The organism is Dyadobacter bucti (assembly GCF_005869225.1).
In the GTDB taxonomy this organism is placed as follows: domain Bacteria; phylum Bacteroidota; class Bacteroidia; order Cytophagales; family Spirosomataceae; genus Dyadobacter; species Dyadobacter bucti.
The window spans coordinates 42,887-59,228 of the sequence record NZ_SWFP01000005.1; the positions used below are offsets into that span (position 1 = coordinate 42,887).

Sequence of the window (16,342 nt, forward strand, 5' to 3'; positions counted from 1 at the left end):
GTCGTTACTGTGACGGACTTGTAAATTTATTTCTTTTTTAAAATTTCGTTGTAGCGGGCGGGTTCTTTGAACAGGGCCAGTGCAGCCTTTACCTCAGGGTCCTCGTTAAATGAAGCTTCCCGCATCCCTTTTTCGAGGTAGTAATGCTTGATAATCTCTTCTTCCAGGATTTGCTTGATCTCCGGCTTGAAAATCTGAAGATCATTATCCTTGCTGTGCGTCAGTTTGGATTTTAGCGCTTTAATCTGATCCTCAATTACTTCCAGAGACTTTTCTTTCTTGGCAGATGCTTCAAGATTGTTTAAATCTCTTTCTACCTGTGTTGTATAATCGTATTCTTTGTCACCCAGCCATTTTACAAAAGCGGAATATTCCGAATCGCTTAAATGAAATTCTTTTGCGGGCTTTATCGTCGGATGTTCAAAATGATACTTTACGCTATAATCAAAAAATAACCTGTTTCGTCCCAGGGAAGTAGCCAGGGGTGAATAATTTTCCTTATCAGTCAGGATATCCGGAAGAATGCCGCCCCCATCAAAAACAGACCGGCCGTTATGTGTTTTGAATTCCGTCATCAATGAATCGGAAATTTTACCCACACTCCCGTCTTCATTGCGATGGCTGTAATCAATTGCCTGGATACATCTTCCGCTCGGAATGTAATATTTGGCAGTCGTGATCTTCATTTTTGTATTGAAAGAAAGGTCACGGGTTGTTTGTACAAGGCCTTTTCCATAAGTACGCTGCCCGATCAAAACTCCTCTGTCGTAGTCCTGGATAACACCTGAAACGATTTCTGCTGCCGATGCACTGCGGTTATTGGTCAAAACCACCACAGGTATTTCAGTGTCCATTGCAGGATTGTAAGCAGTGTAGGTTTTGTTCCACTCGCTTACTTTACCTTTCGTTGATACGATTTCTTCTCCTTTTGGAATAAAAATGTTAGAAATTTCAATAGCCATGTTCAACAAACCGCCAGGATTATCGCGCAGGTCAAGGATCACATATTTCATTCCTTTGCCTTTCAACTCCTGGAACGCATTTCGTACTTCCCGGGAAGCAGTTGCAGTAAAGTCTTTGAGGTCAATGTAACCCACATCCTCGCTGATCATACCATAATAAGGAACATTGGTAACCTTTACAATATCCCTGTTGAGGGTAATTTCCAGCGGCTTGGTAATGCCGTAACGCTTCACGGTCAGGGTAACACTGGTCTGAGTCTGGCCCTTAAGCAGTTTTCCGGTATCGAAATCTTCGCGTGTTGAAAGATCAATTCCGTTGATTTTTGTTATTTCATCTCCAAGCTGTAATCCTGCTTTTTGCGCCGGCGTATCCTCATAAACCATCATCACGGTATGCTTGCCTTCTGAGGAATTGATCATTGCGCCGATACCATTATACTTCCCGGTGGTCATGGTCATATAATCCTCAATGTCGTCCTCGGCATAGTACACGGTGTAAGGGTCCAGGGAACGGAGCATATTGTCAATGCTGGTCTTGATCAACTGGTTCGGATTGATCTCGTCTACATAATATGCATTTAATTCCTTAAACAGCGTGGCATAAATATCAAGGTTACGGGCTATTTCAAACAGGCGGTCGTCTTGTCGGAAAGAGACGAACAGCAGGCCGGCAATGACAGGGATGGACAGCCAGATGGAGCGAATATACTTTTTCATCAACGTTCAGGAATTGGATTGATTTTTCTGAATGGCAAGGGACAATTTTTCAAGTCTTTTGAGCGACTGGGCCATGGCCTTTTCAATAACGTCGTAAGTTGTTATTTCTTTCGCAAGATACAAAAAAGCAATGTAGGATGGTCTTGACTCCGGCGGAAGGGAAATCAGCGGTTCTTTGTTCAGCCTGTATGATTCCCGACAGCGGCGGCGGATCAGATTTCGATCGACTGCTTTTTTAAATTGCTTTTTGGAAACAGAAAAAAGGACCTGCGGAAGAGGCGGTGGGGACTGCATATCATGAATATACAGTATTCTAAAAGGAAAAAGGTAGAACGTCTGAACTTCCGCACTACCTCTCTGAAAAAGCCTTCCGATTAACCGGGGGCTGCACAAGCGCTCATTTTTGCCAAATGTTTGTTTCAAGTTCTTGTAGAAAAAAAAGTCTGATAAGTTTGAGAATATCGAACTTATCAGACTATGAAAGACTAGGCGTCCCCGACTAGGCGTCCCCGACTAGCGTCCTCTACTTCAAACTTTCGAACCCAGATTATTGCTTATGACGTTTTTCGTCAGAAACGGTTAATTTCCAACGACCTTTTTTACGGCGGCCGGCAACTACTTTGCGCCCGTTTGCCGTGGACATTCTTTCACGGAATCCGTGCTTATTTCTCCTCTTGCGATTCGATGGTTGAAAGGTACGTTTCATCTCAGTATCAAATTATTGCGCTAAAAAATCTCTTCTACCCTTAATTTTGGCTTGCAAAGGTAGACAAATTTTCAAATTAAGGCAAAGTTTCACGCATTTTTATTAAAACCTTAATTTCAAAACGGTTAGATGGCCGTTTGTGAGGCTTAATCGTTATTAAAAAGGCTATTTGTAAAAGAACTTTTTACCAAAATACCATTCAGCGCAACCATTATTTTTCTCCACAGATGCCCAGGCGGGATCCATATCCCCGGTTGGCATTAGTATGGTGTAAGGCAGGTTTTTTAGTTTTGGTACATAAATCTGATAATCCTTTGTATTCAGTACCATTTCAGTGCGACTGATCATTTCCTCGTGATAGCGTTTTGCGCGCCCTGTCAGAAGGTCGGACCATGCTGAACGATAATTAAAATTTCCGCTGTACAATAGCAGAAAATAGAGACCTACCACCCATTTATAAACTCCCACATGGGTTATGATTTTGATATCATGTTTTTCCATCGCCCAGAAAATCAGCACAAAGACATTAAATATCCAGCCAAGCAAGGTCCAGAAATTGATTATACACTGGCCGCGGAGATTGGGTGGTTCCGCAATAGACCAGTAGGAGGGAAAATAGCTCAGGTAAAGGCATCCCGCAAAAATCAAAATCGATATAGCCGGGTGAATAAACAAAAAACGGAATTCATTTTTTTGTCGTGAATGATACATCCTGGCCGCATACGGAATCAGGACCAGCGTCAGCAGGCATAGGGTCGGTGCCATTTTGGTAAAGTTATGGATCGACCATAAAAAGCTGTTTTTCAGGGAAAATAAAAGATCGTATTTCAAGGGAGTAGGATATAGACCGGATTCGGCCCGGGCGAAATTGCCGGGAGCAGTCACCGAAAGTATGCCGAATGTCAGGGCAACCAAGGCAAGTATCAGTTCTTTCCATTGAATTCTTTTGCGTGTGATGCTGCTGAAAAAGAAAAGCGAACCGGAAAGTATCACCAGCCAGACCAGCGTATACTCATTCATGCCGACGAGCAAAATCAGCGCGAAACACATTGCCGCAATATTGGTACGGGAAATTTTGGAATAGTTTCGGAACAAGTATCCGAAAAAATAGAGCGTCCCGATATCAGCAACAGTGTAGTAATAGCCTGTATACCAATAGAAGTAGCCGGAAATTACGGGCATTTCTGCGAGCATTGTAAAAAGGAGGAGAAATGCGAATAGGCCTGTCTGCCATCTGGTGAGTTTGTCCAGCGTAAACGCGCGAACAAAATAGATGAATGCATGTACGTATACAATAAGCAATACGATCGGGGCAATTTTGTAGCCTGTGTACGATTCGTAAATCAGCGGCTGGGTGGCTGATATGAGCGTTCCTGTGTAGCGGCCCGACCATGTTTTCCAATAGTGTTCCTGATAGCCCCAGTAACCTAGATCTTTAACGGCCAGCGTATGGCAATAATCATCAGTGGAAGGAAAGGTAAAAAAGGAGACGGCAATGAAAGGAAGAAGTAGCGTGGAGAAGGCTAATATCAGCAAAATCAGCCTGTTATCGGGATTTTTAAACCAGGTAGAGATCCGCATATTTTTCATTAATTAAAAGTGTGTGTTCAAAAGTAAAATAATAATTTGAACAACCTAGGGAATACGCGGGAGATGTATGTAAATGGTACCGCGGCGGATGCCTCTCAGAGGAGTAAAAAGAAAAAAGCCACTTAAAAAAGTGGCTTTCTGTGTAGCGGGAGCTGGACTCGAACCAGCGACCTTTGGGTTATGAGCCCAACGAGCTACCAACTGCTCCATCCCGCGGTGTTGGTGAATCGGAGTGCAAACATACGACTTTATGTTTAAAGAAAACAACTATTTTTGTTAAAAATTTCTTGAAAAGGAATCATTAAAATAGCTGCAACAACCATCGGATTGATAAAAAATCACTTATCTGATTTGATTATGAGCCGATTATATTGGGCGGAGCCGGACGTATTTCAATACGTCAATGAAATCTGTAATTGCAATTTGCTCCCCGGAAAACTGTAAGTTTGTATAATTTTAGAAGGACAGCTTCTGTGAAAGATATGGTGGGAGGCTAATATTTTGCCCGCCGTAAGAACAAATAATCTATTGTAGAAAATATCAGTATGAATGATAAACCAGAAACAAATAACCCGTTCCGGAGTTTCCGGGCAGGATTTGTTAGTATTATCGGCAGGCCCAATGTTGGCAAATCGACGCTGATGAATGTGCTCGTCGGCGAACGGATGTCCATCATTACTTCCAAAGCGCAAACCACCCGGCACAGGATTATGGGTATTTTGAATGGCAAGCACGAGGACATCCCTTTTCAGCTTGTTTATTCTGACACGCCCGGCGTAATCAAACCGTCTTATAAGCTGCACGACTCGATGATGACCTTTGTAAAAGGATCCCTGGAAGATGCAGATGTGGTTCTTTTTGTGGCAGAGGTGGGAGAGAAAGCTGCCGATCATGAGGTTTTGCCGTTACTCAAACGTGCTGACGCGCCTATTGTTCTGGTTTTAAATAAAATCGATTTATCCAATGACGATCAGGTAAAAAACAAAATAGAAGAATGGGAAAAGGAAATACAGCCTGCCGCTATTGTCCCGATTTCTGCCTTGCATAATGCGAACATTGCGACGCTGTTTGATGCCGTGATCACGCGTCTGCCTTTTCACCCGCCATATTTTGATGAAGATGAACTTACAGACAAGCCTGAACGTTTCTTTGCTTCGGAAATGATCCGCGAAAAAATCTTCCTCAATTACCGCCAGGAGATTCCATACAGCTCCGAGGTAGTCATCACAGAATTTAAGGAACGGGACGATATTATAGTAATCCGGGCGGAGATTTTGGTCGAACGTAAAAGCCAAAAAGGGATTATCATTGGGGAAAAAGGTGAAATGTTAAAGAAGATCGGCACCCAGGCCAGGATAGACCTTGAAGAATTTTTCGGCAAAAAAGTCTTTCTCGAACAACATGTAAAAGTAGAGCCCGACTGGAGAAGCAAAGAAAACAAGCTCCGCCAGTTCGGATATGAAGAGTAATGTTAAATTAAGTAAAACGAAGGGAAAACGGTAAATCAAATCAATCCGTTTGGATCACATTTAATAAGTAATAAAAAATGGCAAATATAATATCGATTGTTGGTCGTCCGAATGTGGGCAAATCCACATTATTCAACCGCCTTACGGAAAGCCGTAAAGCAATTATGGACAACCAGAGCGGTGTAACCCGCGACCGGCATTACGGTTATGGTGAGTGGACAGACCAGTATTTTACGGTAATTGATACAGGAGGATATGTGGTAGGCTCGGAAGATATTTTTGAAGGAGCTATCAGGGACCAGGTGGAGCTGGCGATTGAAGAATCGACGGTTGTTTTGTTTATGGTTGATACCATGACAGGCTTGACAGATCTTGATAAAGATTTTGCCAACGTGCTCAGGCGATTTAATAAGCCCGTTTACTTGGTTGCAAACAAGGCGGAAACGACAGAAAGATATCAGTCCGCAGCAGAGTTTTATGAACTGGGCCTTGGCGATGAGATTTTTGCAATATCTGCCCAAACCGGTTTTGGAACGGGAGAGTTGCTGGATAAGGTAATTACACATTTTGAAACTGCTGGAATAGAGGATCCCGAAGCAGGAATCCCGCGTATTGCAATTATGGGGCGGCCTAATGTTGGAAAATCATCTTTCCTGAATGTGTTAACCGGTACCGACAGAAGTATCGTTACGGACATAGCCGGCACTACCCGTGACGCCATTCATACGCATTACAATGCTTTTGGAATGGAGTTCATATTAACAGATACAGCCGGAATTCGCAGAAAATCAAGGGTTAAAGAAGATATAGAGTTTTATTCGACGCTTCGTTCGGTAAAAGCGATGGAAGAATCCGATGTCTGCATTATTCTTTTGGATGCCACATTGGGACTGGAAGGACAGGACCTTAACATTATCGGGCAGGCGGACAAAGCAAAAAAGGGTATTGTCATCATGGTCAACAAATGGGATTTGGTCGAAAAGGATTCCAAAACCGCTGATGCGTACAAAAAAGCACTGCTCGAAAGACTCGCGCCGATGAACTACATGCCCATCATTTTTGCTTCGGTTGTCGAAAAGCAAAGGATACATCAGGTGATGGAAAAAGCAATGGAGGTATATCAGAATAAAACCAAGAAGATTTCCACTTCCAAGCTGAACGATGTGATGCAGGCGGAAATAGAAAAGTACCCACCACCGGCTGACAGGGGTAAGTATATCAATATCAAGTATATGATACAACTTCCTACACCTTCACCAACTTTTGTGTTTTTCAGCAGCAACCCGAAACATGTGAAGGATCCCTATTTGCGCTACCTCGAAAACAGGATGCGGGAAAACTTTGATTTTTCCGGAGTACCGATCACAATTTTCTTTCGGGAGAAATAAACTATACAGATTTTCAGTACCAGAGCGCCGGGCAAGTTTTTGTCCCGGCCTTTTTTTGTTTTAACTTTAATTACCTACTGTTCAGCGGATAAAAAATGCAGTTCGTCTTTTTTATTCAAAATCCTGCAACCTTTTGATTTAACTTTACATCTGTTAGCCGGACACTATGGGTTCATCCACTAGTACCAAAAAAAATTTCATAAAAATTGTTAAAAACAAGGTACTATGTATTGCAAGATACCTAACAAAACATATATATTTGTAGCGTCAATTAGTTACAATGAATTCCAATAGGATTTTTTCTAAACGACTGAAAAACAAGAGCTATGAAAACCATAAAAATATTTACTCTTCTGGTACTTTTCAGCTTGCAAGCGGGCGCTACCGGGTACTCCCACAACATGTTCGTTGCGCACAAAAAGTTACAAGCGGGAAAAGAATGTGTTCGATCAAATGAAAAAATCGCAGCACAGAAGGCAAAGGCGTCCAGGAAACACGTCGTCAACGTGAAACAAGTCCCTGTGTCATTTACCAGCCAATTTACCAATAAAATGGCGGAGGAAATTACTTTGAATGAGCGGATATTGGAAGAAGGCCCCGGGGCATTTTTTCAGAGCGAAAAAGAAGACGATAAGCAGAGTGCGATTGTAACCAAACTGGTGAGCATGGTACGCTGCGTGATATATGCTTTTATCGGCTCACCCAAACTTGGCAATTCATAAGCAACGTATTATATGATGCTAAAAGCCGCAGCAATTCATTTTGCTGCGGCTTTTCTTTGTTAGCTATCAGCCTACAACATTGGTCAAAGTCCCGATTGGCTCGATGGTAATGTGTACGATGTCATCCTTTTGCAGCGTAAAGTCAGAAGGTGGGATGATTCCGGTTCCTGTCATGAGGTAGCAGCCATGAGGAAAGCTCATTTCACGAAATAGATAACGAAGCAGCTCGTCCGGTTTACGTTTCATTTGTGATAAGGTGATTTCTTCGTTAAAAACTTCTTCCCCCGCCCTGATTATTGATAAGTCGATGACGGTATCGTCTGGCAAAACCTCTGCCGGAACATACAAACAAGGTCCAAGTGCAGCGCTGCCGGTGTATGATTTAGCCTGTGGTAAATACAATGGATTTTCTCCCTCAATGCTTCGCGAGCTCATGTCGTTGCCAATGGTATACCCTACCAAAGTACCTGATTCTGTGGCAAAAAGTGTAAGTTCCGGCTCGGGAACATCCCAGGTGGAATCGCGGCGGATCCGCACTGTTCCATGGTTACCTACCACCCGCCAGGCGGTTGATTTGAAAAAAAGCTCAGGACGTTCTGCCTCATATACCCGATCATAAAAACTGCCGCCACCAGCCTTTTCCGACTCTTCCATCCGCGCAGTCCTGCTCCTGAAATAAGTAACTCCCGAAGCCCATACTTCCTGGGAACCAATCGGGGCAAGAATTTCCGGCATTGGTGTATCGTCTGTAAAAGTCAAAGGAATCAGATTCTCCATTTGAATTTCAAGCCACTCGTACAGATTATCCCTATTCACCACCAAATCCCAGTCGCCTTCATGCAAGCGATAGAAAAGGTCGTCGCTTTCAAGTAAAACGCTGTTTTCAGTTTTATATAATTTCATAATTGCGGAAGTTAGTTAAATTTTAATAAGGCTTTTCCCTATTTTCTTTACTCTAAAAACGGCTCTGATAAGTGGGGATTGAAAAGGAATTATAAGTTCTGATCATTTATTTTCCAAATGCCATAGCCGTCTGTCAACAGGGATTTTTTCCTGTGCCACCAATGCTATTTGTGAAAAAAGAGGATGTTCGGGATGAACGACGATGTTGTGGGAAAAAGGTACGATCACCGACGGAATGCCGACTGCCAGAACGTCGGGCTTTAAAAGCCAGTCTTTAAGCCAGTACTGCGTTCTTTCGTAATTTTTGTCCTGCCAATAACCGGGCAATTGTTCTCTGGAATAGTATCGGATATCGTCGGGGATGCTGATTGAGGAGAGCCAGTACACGGGCAAATCCTCATATCGGACTCCAGGTGCGTGCGCCAGTGTTTCAAGAAGTCCTAGCTCCGGTGTTGATGTTGTATAGAGGACGCCGATACCTTTCGGGTTCCAGCGCGCACCAAATAGTTTGCTTCCCTCGGAAGAAAGAGGTTGATGTAAAAATTTTTCTCTGATAATCCGGTAAACGAGTGGCATATGCTCGGAGCTGTCAGGCGGGAAGGCCATAATCCAGCCGGCCCAGGACATCTTCAACCAGCCCGAAGCCCGTGAGTGTGTCCATCAGCTGTAAAGGAGACTGATCATTTAGTTCGCTGACAGGCGTTCGGAGCCAGTTGCGAACAATAGCGTCTTTTCCTTCAAAGGTATCTAGTGCATGGATCAGTATATTTTTTAGTAGCAGCAGCCTTTCTGAAGCATCAGTTCCAAGCCGTTTTTCGGGTTGTATGCGATGAAGGTTTCGGGGTGTCATGCCCAGTACGTATGCAATTTCATTGTCGGTAAGGCCGACCAATTTTGCAACGTCATCTGCGGTTGAACGGAGTATGCCTTGCCTGGATGTTTGAATGAGGTTGAAGTCTGAGGCTGGTGTTGAGCCGTAAGGAACAAATTCATCTCTAAACATGAGCGGTTTCATTCTGGCTAACTTTAAGTGAAGTATGTCACAAAGGTATGTGACATACTTCGAATTTCCAATTTTTCAGATTTTTTCTTTCAAAAATGCGGCGGTGTAATTACCATTTATCTTGATCATTTCTTCCGGGGTTCCGGCGAATGTCAGATACCCGCCTCCTTCGCCTCCTTCGGGGCCCAGGTCAAGAATCCAGTCGGCGCTTTTGATGATTTCCATGTTATGCTCGATAATGATAACGGTATCGCCTTGTTCTACGAGCGCATTGATGGCTTTGAGCAGCTTCTTGATATCGTGAAAATGCAGTCCGGTGGTTGGTTCATCAAAAATGAAGAGTGTTTTTCCTTTGTTGGAAGAGCCTTTTCCCAGAAAAGAAGCCAATTTTACACGTTGCGCTTCTCCCCCCGATAAAGTATTTGACGACTGGCCTAATCCTACGTATCCCAATCCCACTTCCTGCAAGGGTATGAGTTTGTCGGCCAGTTTAGGTTCTGATGTTCTGAAAAATTCAATAGCCTCATCTACAGTCATATCAAGGATTTCGGCTATATCTTTTTCCTGATACCGTATTTCCTGGATCTCCTGTTTAAACCGCTTTCCGTTACATCCTTCGCAGGTCAGATATATATCGGCCATGAACTGCATTTCGATTTTCACCTGACCCTCACCCTGGCAAATTTCGCAACGCCCACCATCCACATTGAATGAAAAATGCGAAGGCTTGTATCCCCTGGCTTTGGAAAGCGGCAGGTCGGACATCATCTGGCGGATATAATCGTAGGCTTTGATATAGGTTACGGGATTGGAACGCGAAGACTTCCCGATAGGATTCTGATCAATCATTTCAACGGCTTCGATCCTGTCGAGGCTTCCTGATAGTTCATTCAGTTTGCCTACTTCCTCGCTGAATTCTCCTTTCTGGCGCATCAGGGCCGGATACAATATCTTGCGTATCAATGTGGACTTACCCGATCCGCTGACACCAGTCACGACGGTAAGCACATTTAATGGAATTTTTACATCGACATCTTTGAGGTTATTTTCCCGCGCTCCCTTGATTTCCAGAAAATGCAGGCTCTTTCTCCGGACAGCAGGCACCGGAATAGAATCATTCCCCAAAAGAAAATCAAGTGTATGAGATTTGACTTCATCCTCTTTGCCAGCGTGGTTTCCGGCGTTTTTAATATCAGAAATATCTTCCCAATTGCCCTGAAATACAACATGCCCGCCTCCCGTACCTGCTTCCGGTCCAATATCAATGATCTGGTCCGCAGCATGCATCACCTCTTCCTCATGTTCAACCACTATAACCGTATTGCCGAGATCGCGCAGCGATTCAAGGACACCTACCAATCTTTGCGTATCCCTGGGGTGAAGGCCGATACTTGGCTCGTCGAGGATGTACATGGAGCCGACCAAAGCACTTCCCAGCGAGGTAGCGAGTTTGATCCGTTGGAATTCCCCGCCGGAAAGAGTACTTGTAAGCCGGTTCAATGTCAGATATCCCAGGCCTACGCGGTTCATGTAATCCAGCCGGGTTTCGATTTCGGTGAGCACCCGCCGGGCTATTTGCCGGTCGTGTTCATTGATTTCAAGGTTTTTGAAAAATACGGATACATCCTGAATCGGCATCAGAACCAGATCTGTAATGGATACACCCCCTACTTTGACAAAAGAAGCATCTTTCCGTAAACGGGAACCGCGACAATCAGGGCAGGTGGTACGGCCCCGGAACCGCGACAGCATTACCCTATACTGAATTTTATGAGTCTGCGATTCAAGCTCAGCGACGAAATCGTTGATTCCCTGGAAATATTGGTTACCTGTCCAAAGTAATTCTTTCTGGGCTGGTGTAAGTTCTTTGTAAGGGCGGTGTATGGGAAAATCAAACTTGATCCCATTGCGGACAAGAGGCACAAGCCATTCGCTCATTTTTTCCGTACGCCATGGCGCGATCGCACCTTCGTACACGGATAGGTTTTTATCGGGAATCACCAGTTCCGGATCTATACCCAATATCTTACCGAAACCTTCACATCTTTTACACGCGCCAAAAGGATTATTAAAGCTGAAAAGGTTAACCGTAGGCTCTTCAAAAGTAATGCCGTCCAGCTCGAATTTATCGGAAAAAGACTTTTTTTCGCCGTTTAAAACACGGACAATGCAAAGGCCTTCTCCCTCGAAAAAAGCAGTTTGAACAGAATCGGAAAGACGGTATTGCGTGTCTTCGTCATCATGTTTCACGCCCGCCCGGTCAACTAATATATAAATCTGGTTGCCGGCTTGCGGGTAATTATCAGGATTCTCGAGAATATCCTCGATAGCTGTAACCTCTTCATTCAGGATAATGCGGTTATAACCTTTGGATAGGAGAATAGTCAGTTCCTCCGGTTGCGTCCTGCCTTCTCTGATCAATAGGGGAGCCAGGATCATTACTCTTGTGCCTTCTTCGTGGCTGAGGATATAATTGACAACATCCGTAACCGAATCCTTCCTGACAAGCTCACCCGAAACCGGCGAATAAGTGTGGCCGATACGTGCAAAAAGCAGTTTCAGGTAATCGTAAATCTCCGTTGAAGTCCCCACGGTCGATCGCGGGTTGCGGGTATTAACTTTTTGTTCAATGGCGATAGCAGGAGAAATACCTTTGATATATTCCACCTCCGGTTTTTCCATGCGGCCGAGAAATTGCCGGGCATAGCTGCTCAGACTTTCCACATACATGCGCTGCCCTTCCGCAAACAGCGTATCAAAAGCCAATGATGATTTTCCCGAACCCGAAAGCCCCGTAATCACAACCAGTTTGTTGCGTGGAATGGCAACATCAATATTTTTAAGATTATTAACACGGGCACCTTTGATCAGAATATATTTTCTTGGATCCAGATCATCGAATTGGGAAGCCTCAATCCGAGGTACAGGTAAATGCATCATAGGAGAAATCGAATAGATATTCGGGCAAATTTGTCAATGCACCGATCTTCATATTAACCAAAAGTCGGGCCATTTAGTTTAACCCCCTACAGAGGAATATAGTCTGGGCTATTCCGCTAAACGGACATCCCGGCTGCTTTTGAAAAAGTCATTCCCTGTGCTGCCGCGGCCTCAAAAATCGGATCGGCAAGGTGGCCCCAGTTCGTTACGTCCGACATACAGTCTGTAAGAACTGTTACCTTAGGGACCAGGGAAGGCGCATATTTCAGGATCTGGTTGATGCTTGTGGCCACACAGTGGGAACGCGCTTCACCAGCCATGAGTATTTTATCAAATTCTTCGAGCTCTTCCAGAAAAGCTTTGTTGAGTTCCGTAGCGGGATCTTCTGCAACCGGAATTTGCGCCCGAAACACCCCAAAATGTTCTGTTAAAGGATTGACACCTTTTGAAACCACCTTGTAATCCCGTCCTGTTTCGTGGGTCCAGGCCAGGAGCGCGTTCATAATTGTATCGTCCAGGGACGCGCCTTTTGACCCAATCAGACAATGTTCAGGCCATATAAAATGTTTGAATTCGCCCTCGGATTCCAACGTTTCCAAATATTTCAAAACATAGTCCTGCTGATAACGCGGAGTCCATTTCCCTGCTTTGACGGCAGCCGGGGTGATCAATGTGAAAGGGGCAACGGTATTGCCGTTGGCATCTTCCCAAAACAATGGGTGCGCAATATCGATAACCTTGTGCGTGTCAAGTGTAACAAAAATGCCGTCTATTTTTTTGCCTTCAAGAGCGATTAACCGGGCGATGCGTTCGACGTCTATTTCAGCGCCGGGAACAAACAATGCACCTTCCGGATTGCAAAAGTCAAACTGTGCATCAATGATCAGTAAGGCTGTTTTTCCCATTTTTATGGTTTCAAAATGAATCAAAATCCTGAATATTATTCTTCCAGTACCTGGGGCAATTCCATCTGTCGCGCGTACATTTTGGAACAAAGGCTGTACACCAGGGCCAACATGTTATTGGTGTCCTTGATATAATCCACCCGGTAATCCTCATCCAGTTTGTCGAGGCCGTTGAGGATAGTCTGTGCTTTTTTCGCAATGTATAATGCACAGGTATCCGCCCTGGAAGAATAGGTCTTAAGTATATCCCGGTAGCTTTCCAGAAAGGTATTGAGCAAAAACAGATTGAGTTCAAGCCCGCCGATTTTGTCTCTGGTCACCTTCACATGATAGGAAATGTCGCCGCTGAGGTTACGCATATCCATTAAGACCCAGCCCGGTGTATTCTGGTTAAATTTCGAAGTCCGTACGATCCGGCCCGAAATCTCGTCCCTTCGCTCGGGAATGGTTGCACTGTCTTCGATCAGCTCAAAATGCAGCTTGTCGGAAAGCGTTTTGTCCTTGGTAATTAGCCTAAGTAACAGTTTATCCTTTTCTTTGGAGGGCATTTGAACAATGGCTTTTTTCAGCTGGTCGGGTAATGCCATAGCAATGCAATAGTAATTTTATAGATAATCCGGTAATCGCCTTAACTTTATGTGCTTCGGAATACGCCATAAAGTTTTTTGACAAAAATATCAGATATGCGTAAATATCTCTCAACCAGTTTGAGTATTGCCCTTTTTTTAATTTTCTTATATACGCTTATTACAAATGTTCTCAATGTACCCTCATTTGATGATTACGACACTACACTAAACTTCATCAGACGCTTCTATTTCGACAATAGCCTGTTTTCAGAGAGATTGGAAACCCTTTTTGGCAGGCATAACGAACACCGGATATTTTTTTCAAAACTGACGGCGGCAACTTACTACGGGCTGTTCCACAAGATCAACTTCGCGCATCTGGTCCTTTTCCAGAACATTTTTCTGCTTGCTTTTTTTGGTTTGATGCTTGCTGTCATGAAAGGGCAAAAGCTCCTGTTTCCGGAAACCGTTCTAATTGCCTGTATTTTTCTGTTCAGTCTGTCCTTCTGGCAAGTGACGTATTATTTTTGGGGCGGTATTCAGCATTATGTGGTTTTCTTATTCTCGTTTTTAAGCCTGTATATGCTAAATAAGGCATTTCGGTCGACTGGAATACATTTTTGTCTTGCGGTACTGGCAGCGGCCGTTGCCGTTTTTTCATTTGGGAACGGTTTCATTACACTTTTATTGGGCGGGTTCTTGTTGGTTGTTCAAAAAAAATGGCCTTTATTGATGTTTTGGGCGGTTATTTCGGCTATGCTCCTTGGTGTGACATTCTTTGTAGAACCTTCGGTGGATGCTAGCGCCCACACAGCATTTAATCCCGAATGGATGGCCCGCCTGCTATTTACTTTTATGGGAAGCTTTCTGTTTGTGAATCCGCCGGAAGGTCAGTATATCAATATTATTTTTTGCATGGTGGTGGGTTTCGCGGTTTTGGGTATCTGGATCTGGCTGTTCTTCAAGGGATACGCCTTTCGCAATCCGCTTTTATACTGCCTGCTTTCCCTCCCGGTTTTGACGGGCATCATCATATCCATTTCCAGGTTTGAGACAAAAGCCGCTGGCGGGATAGCCCCGAGATATATGTTTTTCACGGCCACGATCCCAATTATTCTTGTATTGATTTTATTAGATTTAAACATTGTTAAAAAACACAACCTGAAATATGTGATCCCGGTTGGGCTGCTTGTTTGGGGGGCAGTTTTTTACAATAACAAAATCGCTTTACAACAAAACAATAATGAATTGATGACCACCATCAGGAGGTGGGAGAAAGACCGTAACACACCATTGATTTATTATAAAGACTCAGGTACTTACTCAGAAATACTTCAATGGGCAACCGACCATGAAGTTATAGACGTTCAATCCTCAGAAAAAAGTTATTTCAATGATACCAACCGAAAATAGTTGCCCGATTTGCGGAAAGAGGGATTTCCATGTTAATTTGTACCTTTTTAGAATGGAAAATTTCGCATACACATTATGATTTCAGTGGCGATGTGTACCTACAATGGGGAAGCTTATTTGTCTGAACAGCTGAGTAGTATCGCGGGTCAGACGGTTCCCATAGATGAGTTGGTTATATGCGATGACAGGTCCAAAGACAATACTGTAGAAATACTCAAGTCCTTTGCCGCAAACAGTAGTTTTCCGGTTTATATACATATAAATGAAGAGAATCTGGGTTCTACCAGAAACTTTGAAAAATGCTTGTCTTTGTGCAGTGGTGATATCATTTTCCTTTGTGATCAGGATGATAAATGGCGAGAGGACAAGGTAGAAAGGCAAGTGGCGTATTTGAATGCAAATCCGGACAAAGACGCTGTTTTCTCGGATGCATTGATGATCAACGATGACTCGGTTCCGACGGGGCAGACGATATGGGAGGAAATCGAATTTGACAGGACAGGCCAAAACAAGTGGAAAGAGGGGAAACCACATGAAATTCTTTTCAACGGGTTTGTAGTTACCGGAGCTACGCTTGCAATCCGTAAATCCTGTCTTGAGAGGCTGATGCCTTTTCCAACACACGTTCCCGACCTGATTCACGACGCCTGGATCGCTATGGTGCTGAGTCTCGAGAATAAGATCGATTTCATCGCCGATACCCTGATCTCGTACCGCATCCATTCCAGCCAGCAGGTCGGTTTCGGAAGCAAAGTCGAAAAAGTGCATCTGAAGGATCGTTTTTCACGGGATCGCAGCGAGAAGTTGGTGCCCCTGGAAGAAAAGGCAAACAAGCTGCATGAAATTTATTTATTACTGAGGGCAATCCCTTTTGTGCCACGCGAGAAATTGATAAAATTGTATTTATCGCAAAAACATTTTTACAGGCGCGCTTCCCTGCCCGAAAACCGGTACAAAAGGTTCACCCCGATCCTGAACCAGGTGATACGGGGATATTACAGGTTTAGCAGCAAAGATTGGTGGCTGCCGGCAATTGGGGATTTGTTAGAATAATT

General features: G+C 44.0%; 15 protein-coding genes and 1 tRNA gene. 5 read left to right on the forward strand and 11 right to left on the reverse strand.

The genetic code is table 11. The features are described from left to right. Positions 1-26: 26 nt before the first annotated feature. The 5 genes from FBF61_RS16870 to FBF61_RS16890 form a co-directional block, all read right to left on the reverse strand. Positions 27-1,679, reverse strand: a complete 1,653-nt coding sequence (locus FBF61_RS16870) for a S41 family peptidase (protein ID WP_138479345.1) — start codon at positions 1,677-1,679, stop codon at positions 27-29. A 6-nt stretch (positions 1,680-1,685) separates the two neighbouring features. Then, positions 1,686-2,102 (reverse strand): ribonuclease P protein component, encoded by a 417-nt coding sequence (locus FBF61_RS16875; protein WP_138479347.1) that lies wholly within the window; start codon positions 2,100-2,102, stop codon positions 1,686-1,688. 124 nt (positions 2,103-2,226) lie between these two features. Then, complete coding sequence (gene rpmH, locus FBF61_RS16880) at positions 2,227-2,385, reverse strand: 50S ribosomal protein L34 (RefSeq protein ID WP_015813300.1); 159 nt, start codon at positions 2,383-2,385, stop codon at positions 2,227-2,229. Positions 2,386-2,550: 165 nt separating this feature from the next. Then, positions 2,551-3,975 carry a hypothetical protein gene (locus FBF61_RS16885; RefSeq protein ID WP_229215094.1) on the reverse strand — a complete coding sequence of 475 codons (1,425 nt, stop codon included), beginning with the start codon at positions 3,973-3,975 and terminating at the stop codon, positions 2,551-2,553. Positions 3,976-4,118: 143 nt separating this feature from the next. After that, positions 4,119-4,191, reverse strand: a tRNA-Met gene (locus FBF61_RS16890). Positions 4,192-4,520: 329 nt separating this feature from the next. On the opposite strand from FBF61_RS16890, the gene era reads away from it, so the two are divergent. The 3 genes from era to FBF61_RS16905 all read left to right on the forward strand — a co-directional run bounded on the left by era (position 4,521) and on the right by FBF61_RS16905 (position 7,554). Then, positions 4,521-5,444: a GTPase Era gene (gene era, locus FBF61_RS16895; protein ID WP_138479349.1), complete on the forward strand. Its 924-nt coding sequence runs from the start codon at positions 4,521-4,523 to the stop codon at positions 5,442-5,444. Between the two features lie 77 nt (positions 5,445-5,521). Beyond that, positions 5,522-6,832, forward strand: coding sequence for a ribosome biogenesis GTPase Der (gene der, locus FBF61_RS16900; protein WP_138479351.1), 1,311 nt, complete (start codon positions 5,522-5,524; stop codon positions 6,830-6,832). A 326-nt stretch (positions 6,833-7,158) separates the two neighbouring features. After that, on the forward strand, positions 7,159-7,554 hold the full coding sequence (locus tag FBF61_RS16905; RefSeq protein ID WP_138479353.1) for a hypothetical protein: 396 nt from the start codon (positions 7,159-7,161) through the stop codon (positions 7,552-7,554). A gap of 66 nt (positions 7,555-7,620) precedes the next feature. Here FBF61_RS16905 and FBF61_RS16910 read toward each other — a convergent pair whose 3' ends face one another. The 6 genes from FBF61_RS16910 to FBF61_RS16935 all read right to left on the reverse strand — a co-directional run bounded on the left by FBF61_RS16910 (position 7,621) and on the right by FBF61_RS16935 (position 13,892). Further along, complete coding sequence (locus FBF61_RS16910; RefSeq protein WP_138479356.1) at positions 7,621-8,457, reverse strand: fumarylacetoacetate hydrolase family protein; 837 nt, start codon at positions 8,455-8,457, stop codon at positions 7,621-7,623. 102 nt (positions 8,458-8,559) lie between these two features. Continuing rightward, positions 8,560-9,063, reverse strand: coding sequence for an RES family NAD+ phosphorylase (locus FBF61_RS16915; protein WP_229215095.1), 504 nt, complete (start codon positions 9,061-9,063; stop codon positions 8,560-8,562). Continuing rightward, positions 9,047-9,472, reverse strand: a complete 426-nt coding sequence (locus tag FBF61_RS16920; RefSeq protein WP_208352364.1) for an Xre family toxin-antitoxin system antitoxin — start codon at positions 9,470-9,472, stop codon at positions 9,047-9,049. The genes FBF61_RS16915 and FBF61_RS16920 overlap by 17 nt, the downstream gene beginning before the upstream one ends. A gap of 63 nt (positions 9,473-9,535) precedes the next feature. Next, the gene (uvrA, locus tag FBF61_RS16925; protein ID WP_138479360.1) at positions 9,536-12,400 is read right to left on the reverse strand and encodes an excinuclease ABC subunit UvrA; all 2,865 of its coding nucleotides are present in this window, start codon (positions 12,398-12,400) and stop codon (positions 9,536-9,538) included. 116 nt (positions 12,401-12,516) lie between these two features. Then, the gene (locus FBF61_RS16930) at positions 12,517-13,305 is read right to left on the reverse strand and encodes a cysteine hydrolase family protein (protein WP_138479362.1); all 789 of its coding nucleotides are present in this window, start codon (positions 13,303-13,305) and stop codon (positions 12,517-12,519) included. A gap of 35 nt (positions 13,306-13,340) precedes the next feature. Continuing rightward, positions 13,341-13,892: a hypothetical protein gene (locus FBF61_RS16935; protein WP_138479364.1), complete on the reverse strand. Its 552-nt coding sequence runs from the start codon at positions 13,890-13,892 to the stop codon at positions 13,341-13,343. A gap of 96 nt (positions 13,893-13,988) precedes the next feature. Here FBF61_RS16935 and FBF61_RS16940 point away from each other — a divergent pair, with 96 nt between their 5' ends. Then, positions 13,989-15,287, forward strand: coding sequence for a hypothetical protein (locus tag FBF61_RS16940; RefSeq protein WP_138479366.1), 1,299 nt, complete (start codon positions 13,989-13,991; stop codon positions 15,285-15,287). Between the two features lie 75 nt (positions 15,288-15,362). Further along, positions 15,363-16,340: a glycosyltransferase family 2 protein gene (locus tag FBF61_RS16945; protein WP_138479368.1), complete on the forward strand. Its 978-nt coding sequence runs from the start codon at positions 15,363-15,365 to the stop codon at positions 16,338-16,340. Positions 16,341-16,342: the final 2 nt, after the last annotated feature.

What these genes read in the sequence shown, in the direction of transcription:
- FBF61_RS16920 (WP_208352364.1), bottom strand. Translation starts at nt 9,472, where the DNA reads ATGAAACCGCTCATGTTTAGAGATGAATTTGTTCCTTACGGCTCAACA.
- FBF61_RS16915 (WP_229215095.1), bottom strand. Translation starts at nt 9,063, where the DNA reads ATGGCCTTCCCGCCTGACAGCTCCGAGCATATGCCACTCGTTTACCGG.
- FBF61_RS16930 (WP_138479362.1), bottom strand. Translation starts at nt 13,305, where the DNA reads ATGGGAAAAACAGCCTTACTGATCATTGATGCACAGTTTGACTTTTGC.
- der (WP_138479351.1), top strand. Translation starts at nt 5,522, where the DNA reads ATGGCAAATATAATATCGATTGTTGGTCGTCCGAATGTGGGCAAATCC.
- FBF61_RS16905 (WP_138479353.1), top strand. Translation starts at nt 7,159, where the DNA reads ATGAAAACCATAAAAATATTTACTCTTCTGGTACTTTTCAGCTTGCAA.
- FBF61_RS16885 (WP_229215094.1), bottom strand. Translation starts at nt 3,975, where the DNA reads ATGAAAAATATGCGGATCTCTACCTGGTTTAAAAATCCCGATAACAGG.
- FBF61_RS16945 (WP_138479368.1), top strand. Translation starts at nt 15,363, where the DNA reads ATGATTTCAGTGGCGATGTGTACCTACAATGGGGAAGCTTATTTGTCT.
- era (WP_138479349.1), top strand. Translation starts at nt 4,521, where the DNA reads ATGAATGATAAACCAGAAACAAATAACCCGTTCCGGAGTTTCCGGGCA.
- FBF61_RS16935 (WP_138479364.1), bottom strand. Translation starts at nt 13,892, where the DNA reads ATGGCATTACCCGACCAGCTGAAAAAAGCCATTGTTCAAATGCCCTCC.
- FBF61_RS16910 (WP_138479356.1), bottom strand. Translation starts at nt 8,457, where the DNA reads ATGAAATTATATAAAACTGAAAACAGCGTTTTACTTGAAAGCGACGAC.
- FBF61_RS16940 (WP_138479366.1), top strand. Translation starts at nt 13,989, where the DNA reads ATGCGTAAATATCTCTCAACCAGTTTGAGTATTGCCCTTTTTTTAATT.
- rpmH (WP_015813300.1), bottom strand. Translation starts at nt 2,385, where the DNA reads ATGAAACGTACCTTTCAACCATCGAATCGCAAGAGGAGAAATAAGCAC.
- FBF61_RS16870 (WP_138479345.1), bottom strand. Translation starts at nt 1,679, where the DNA reads ATGAAAAAGTATATTCGCTCCATCTGGCTGTCCATCCCTGTCATTGCC.
- uvrA (WP_138479360.1), bottom strand. Translation starts at nt 12,400, where the DNA reads ATGATGCATTTACCTGTACCTCGGATTGAGGCTTCCCAATTCGATGAT.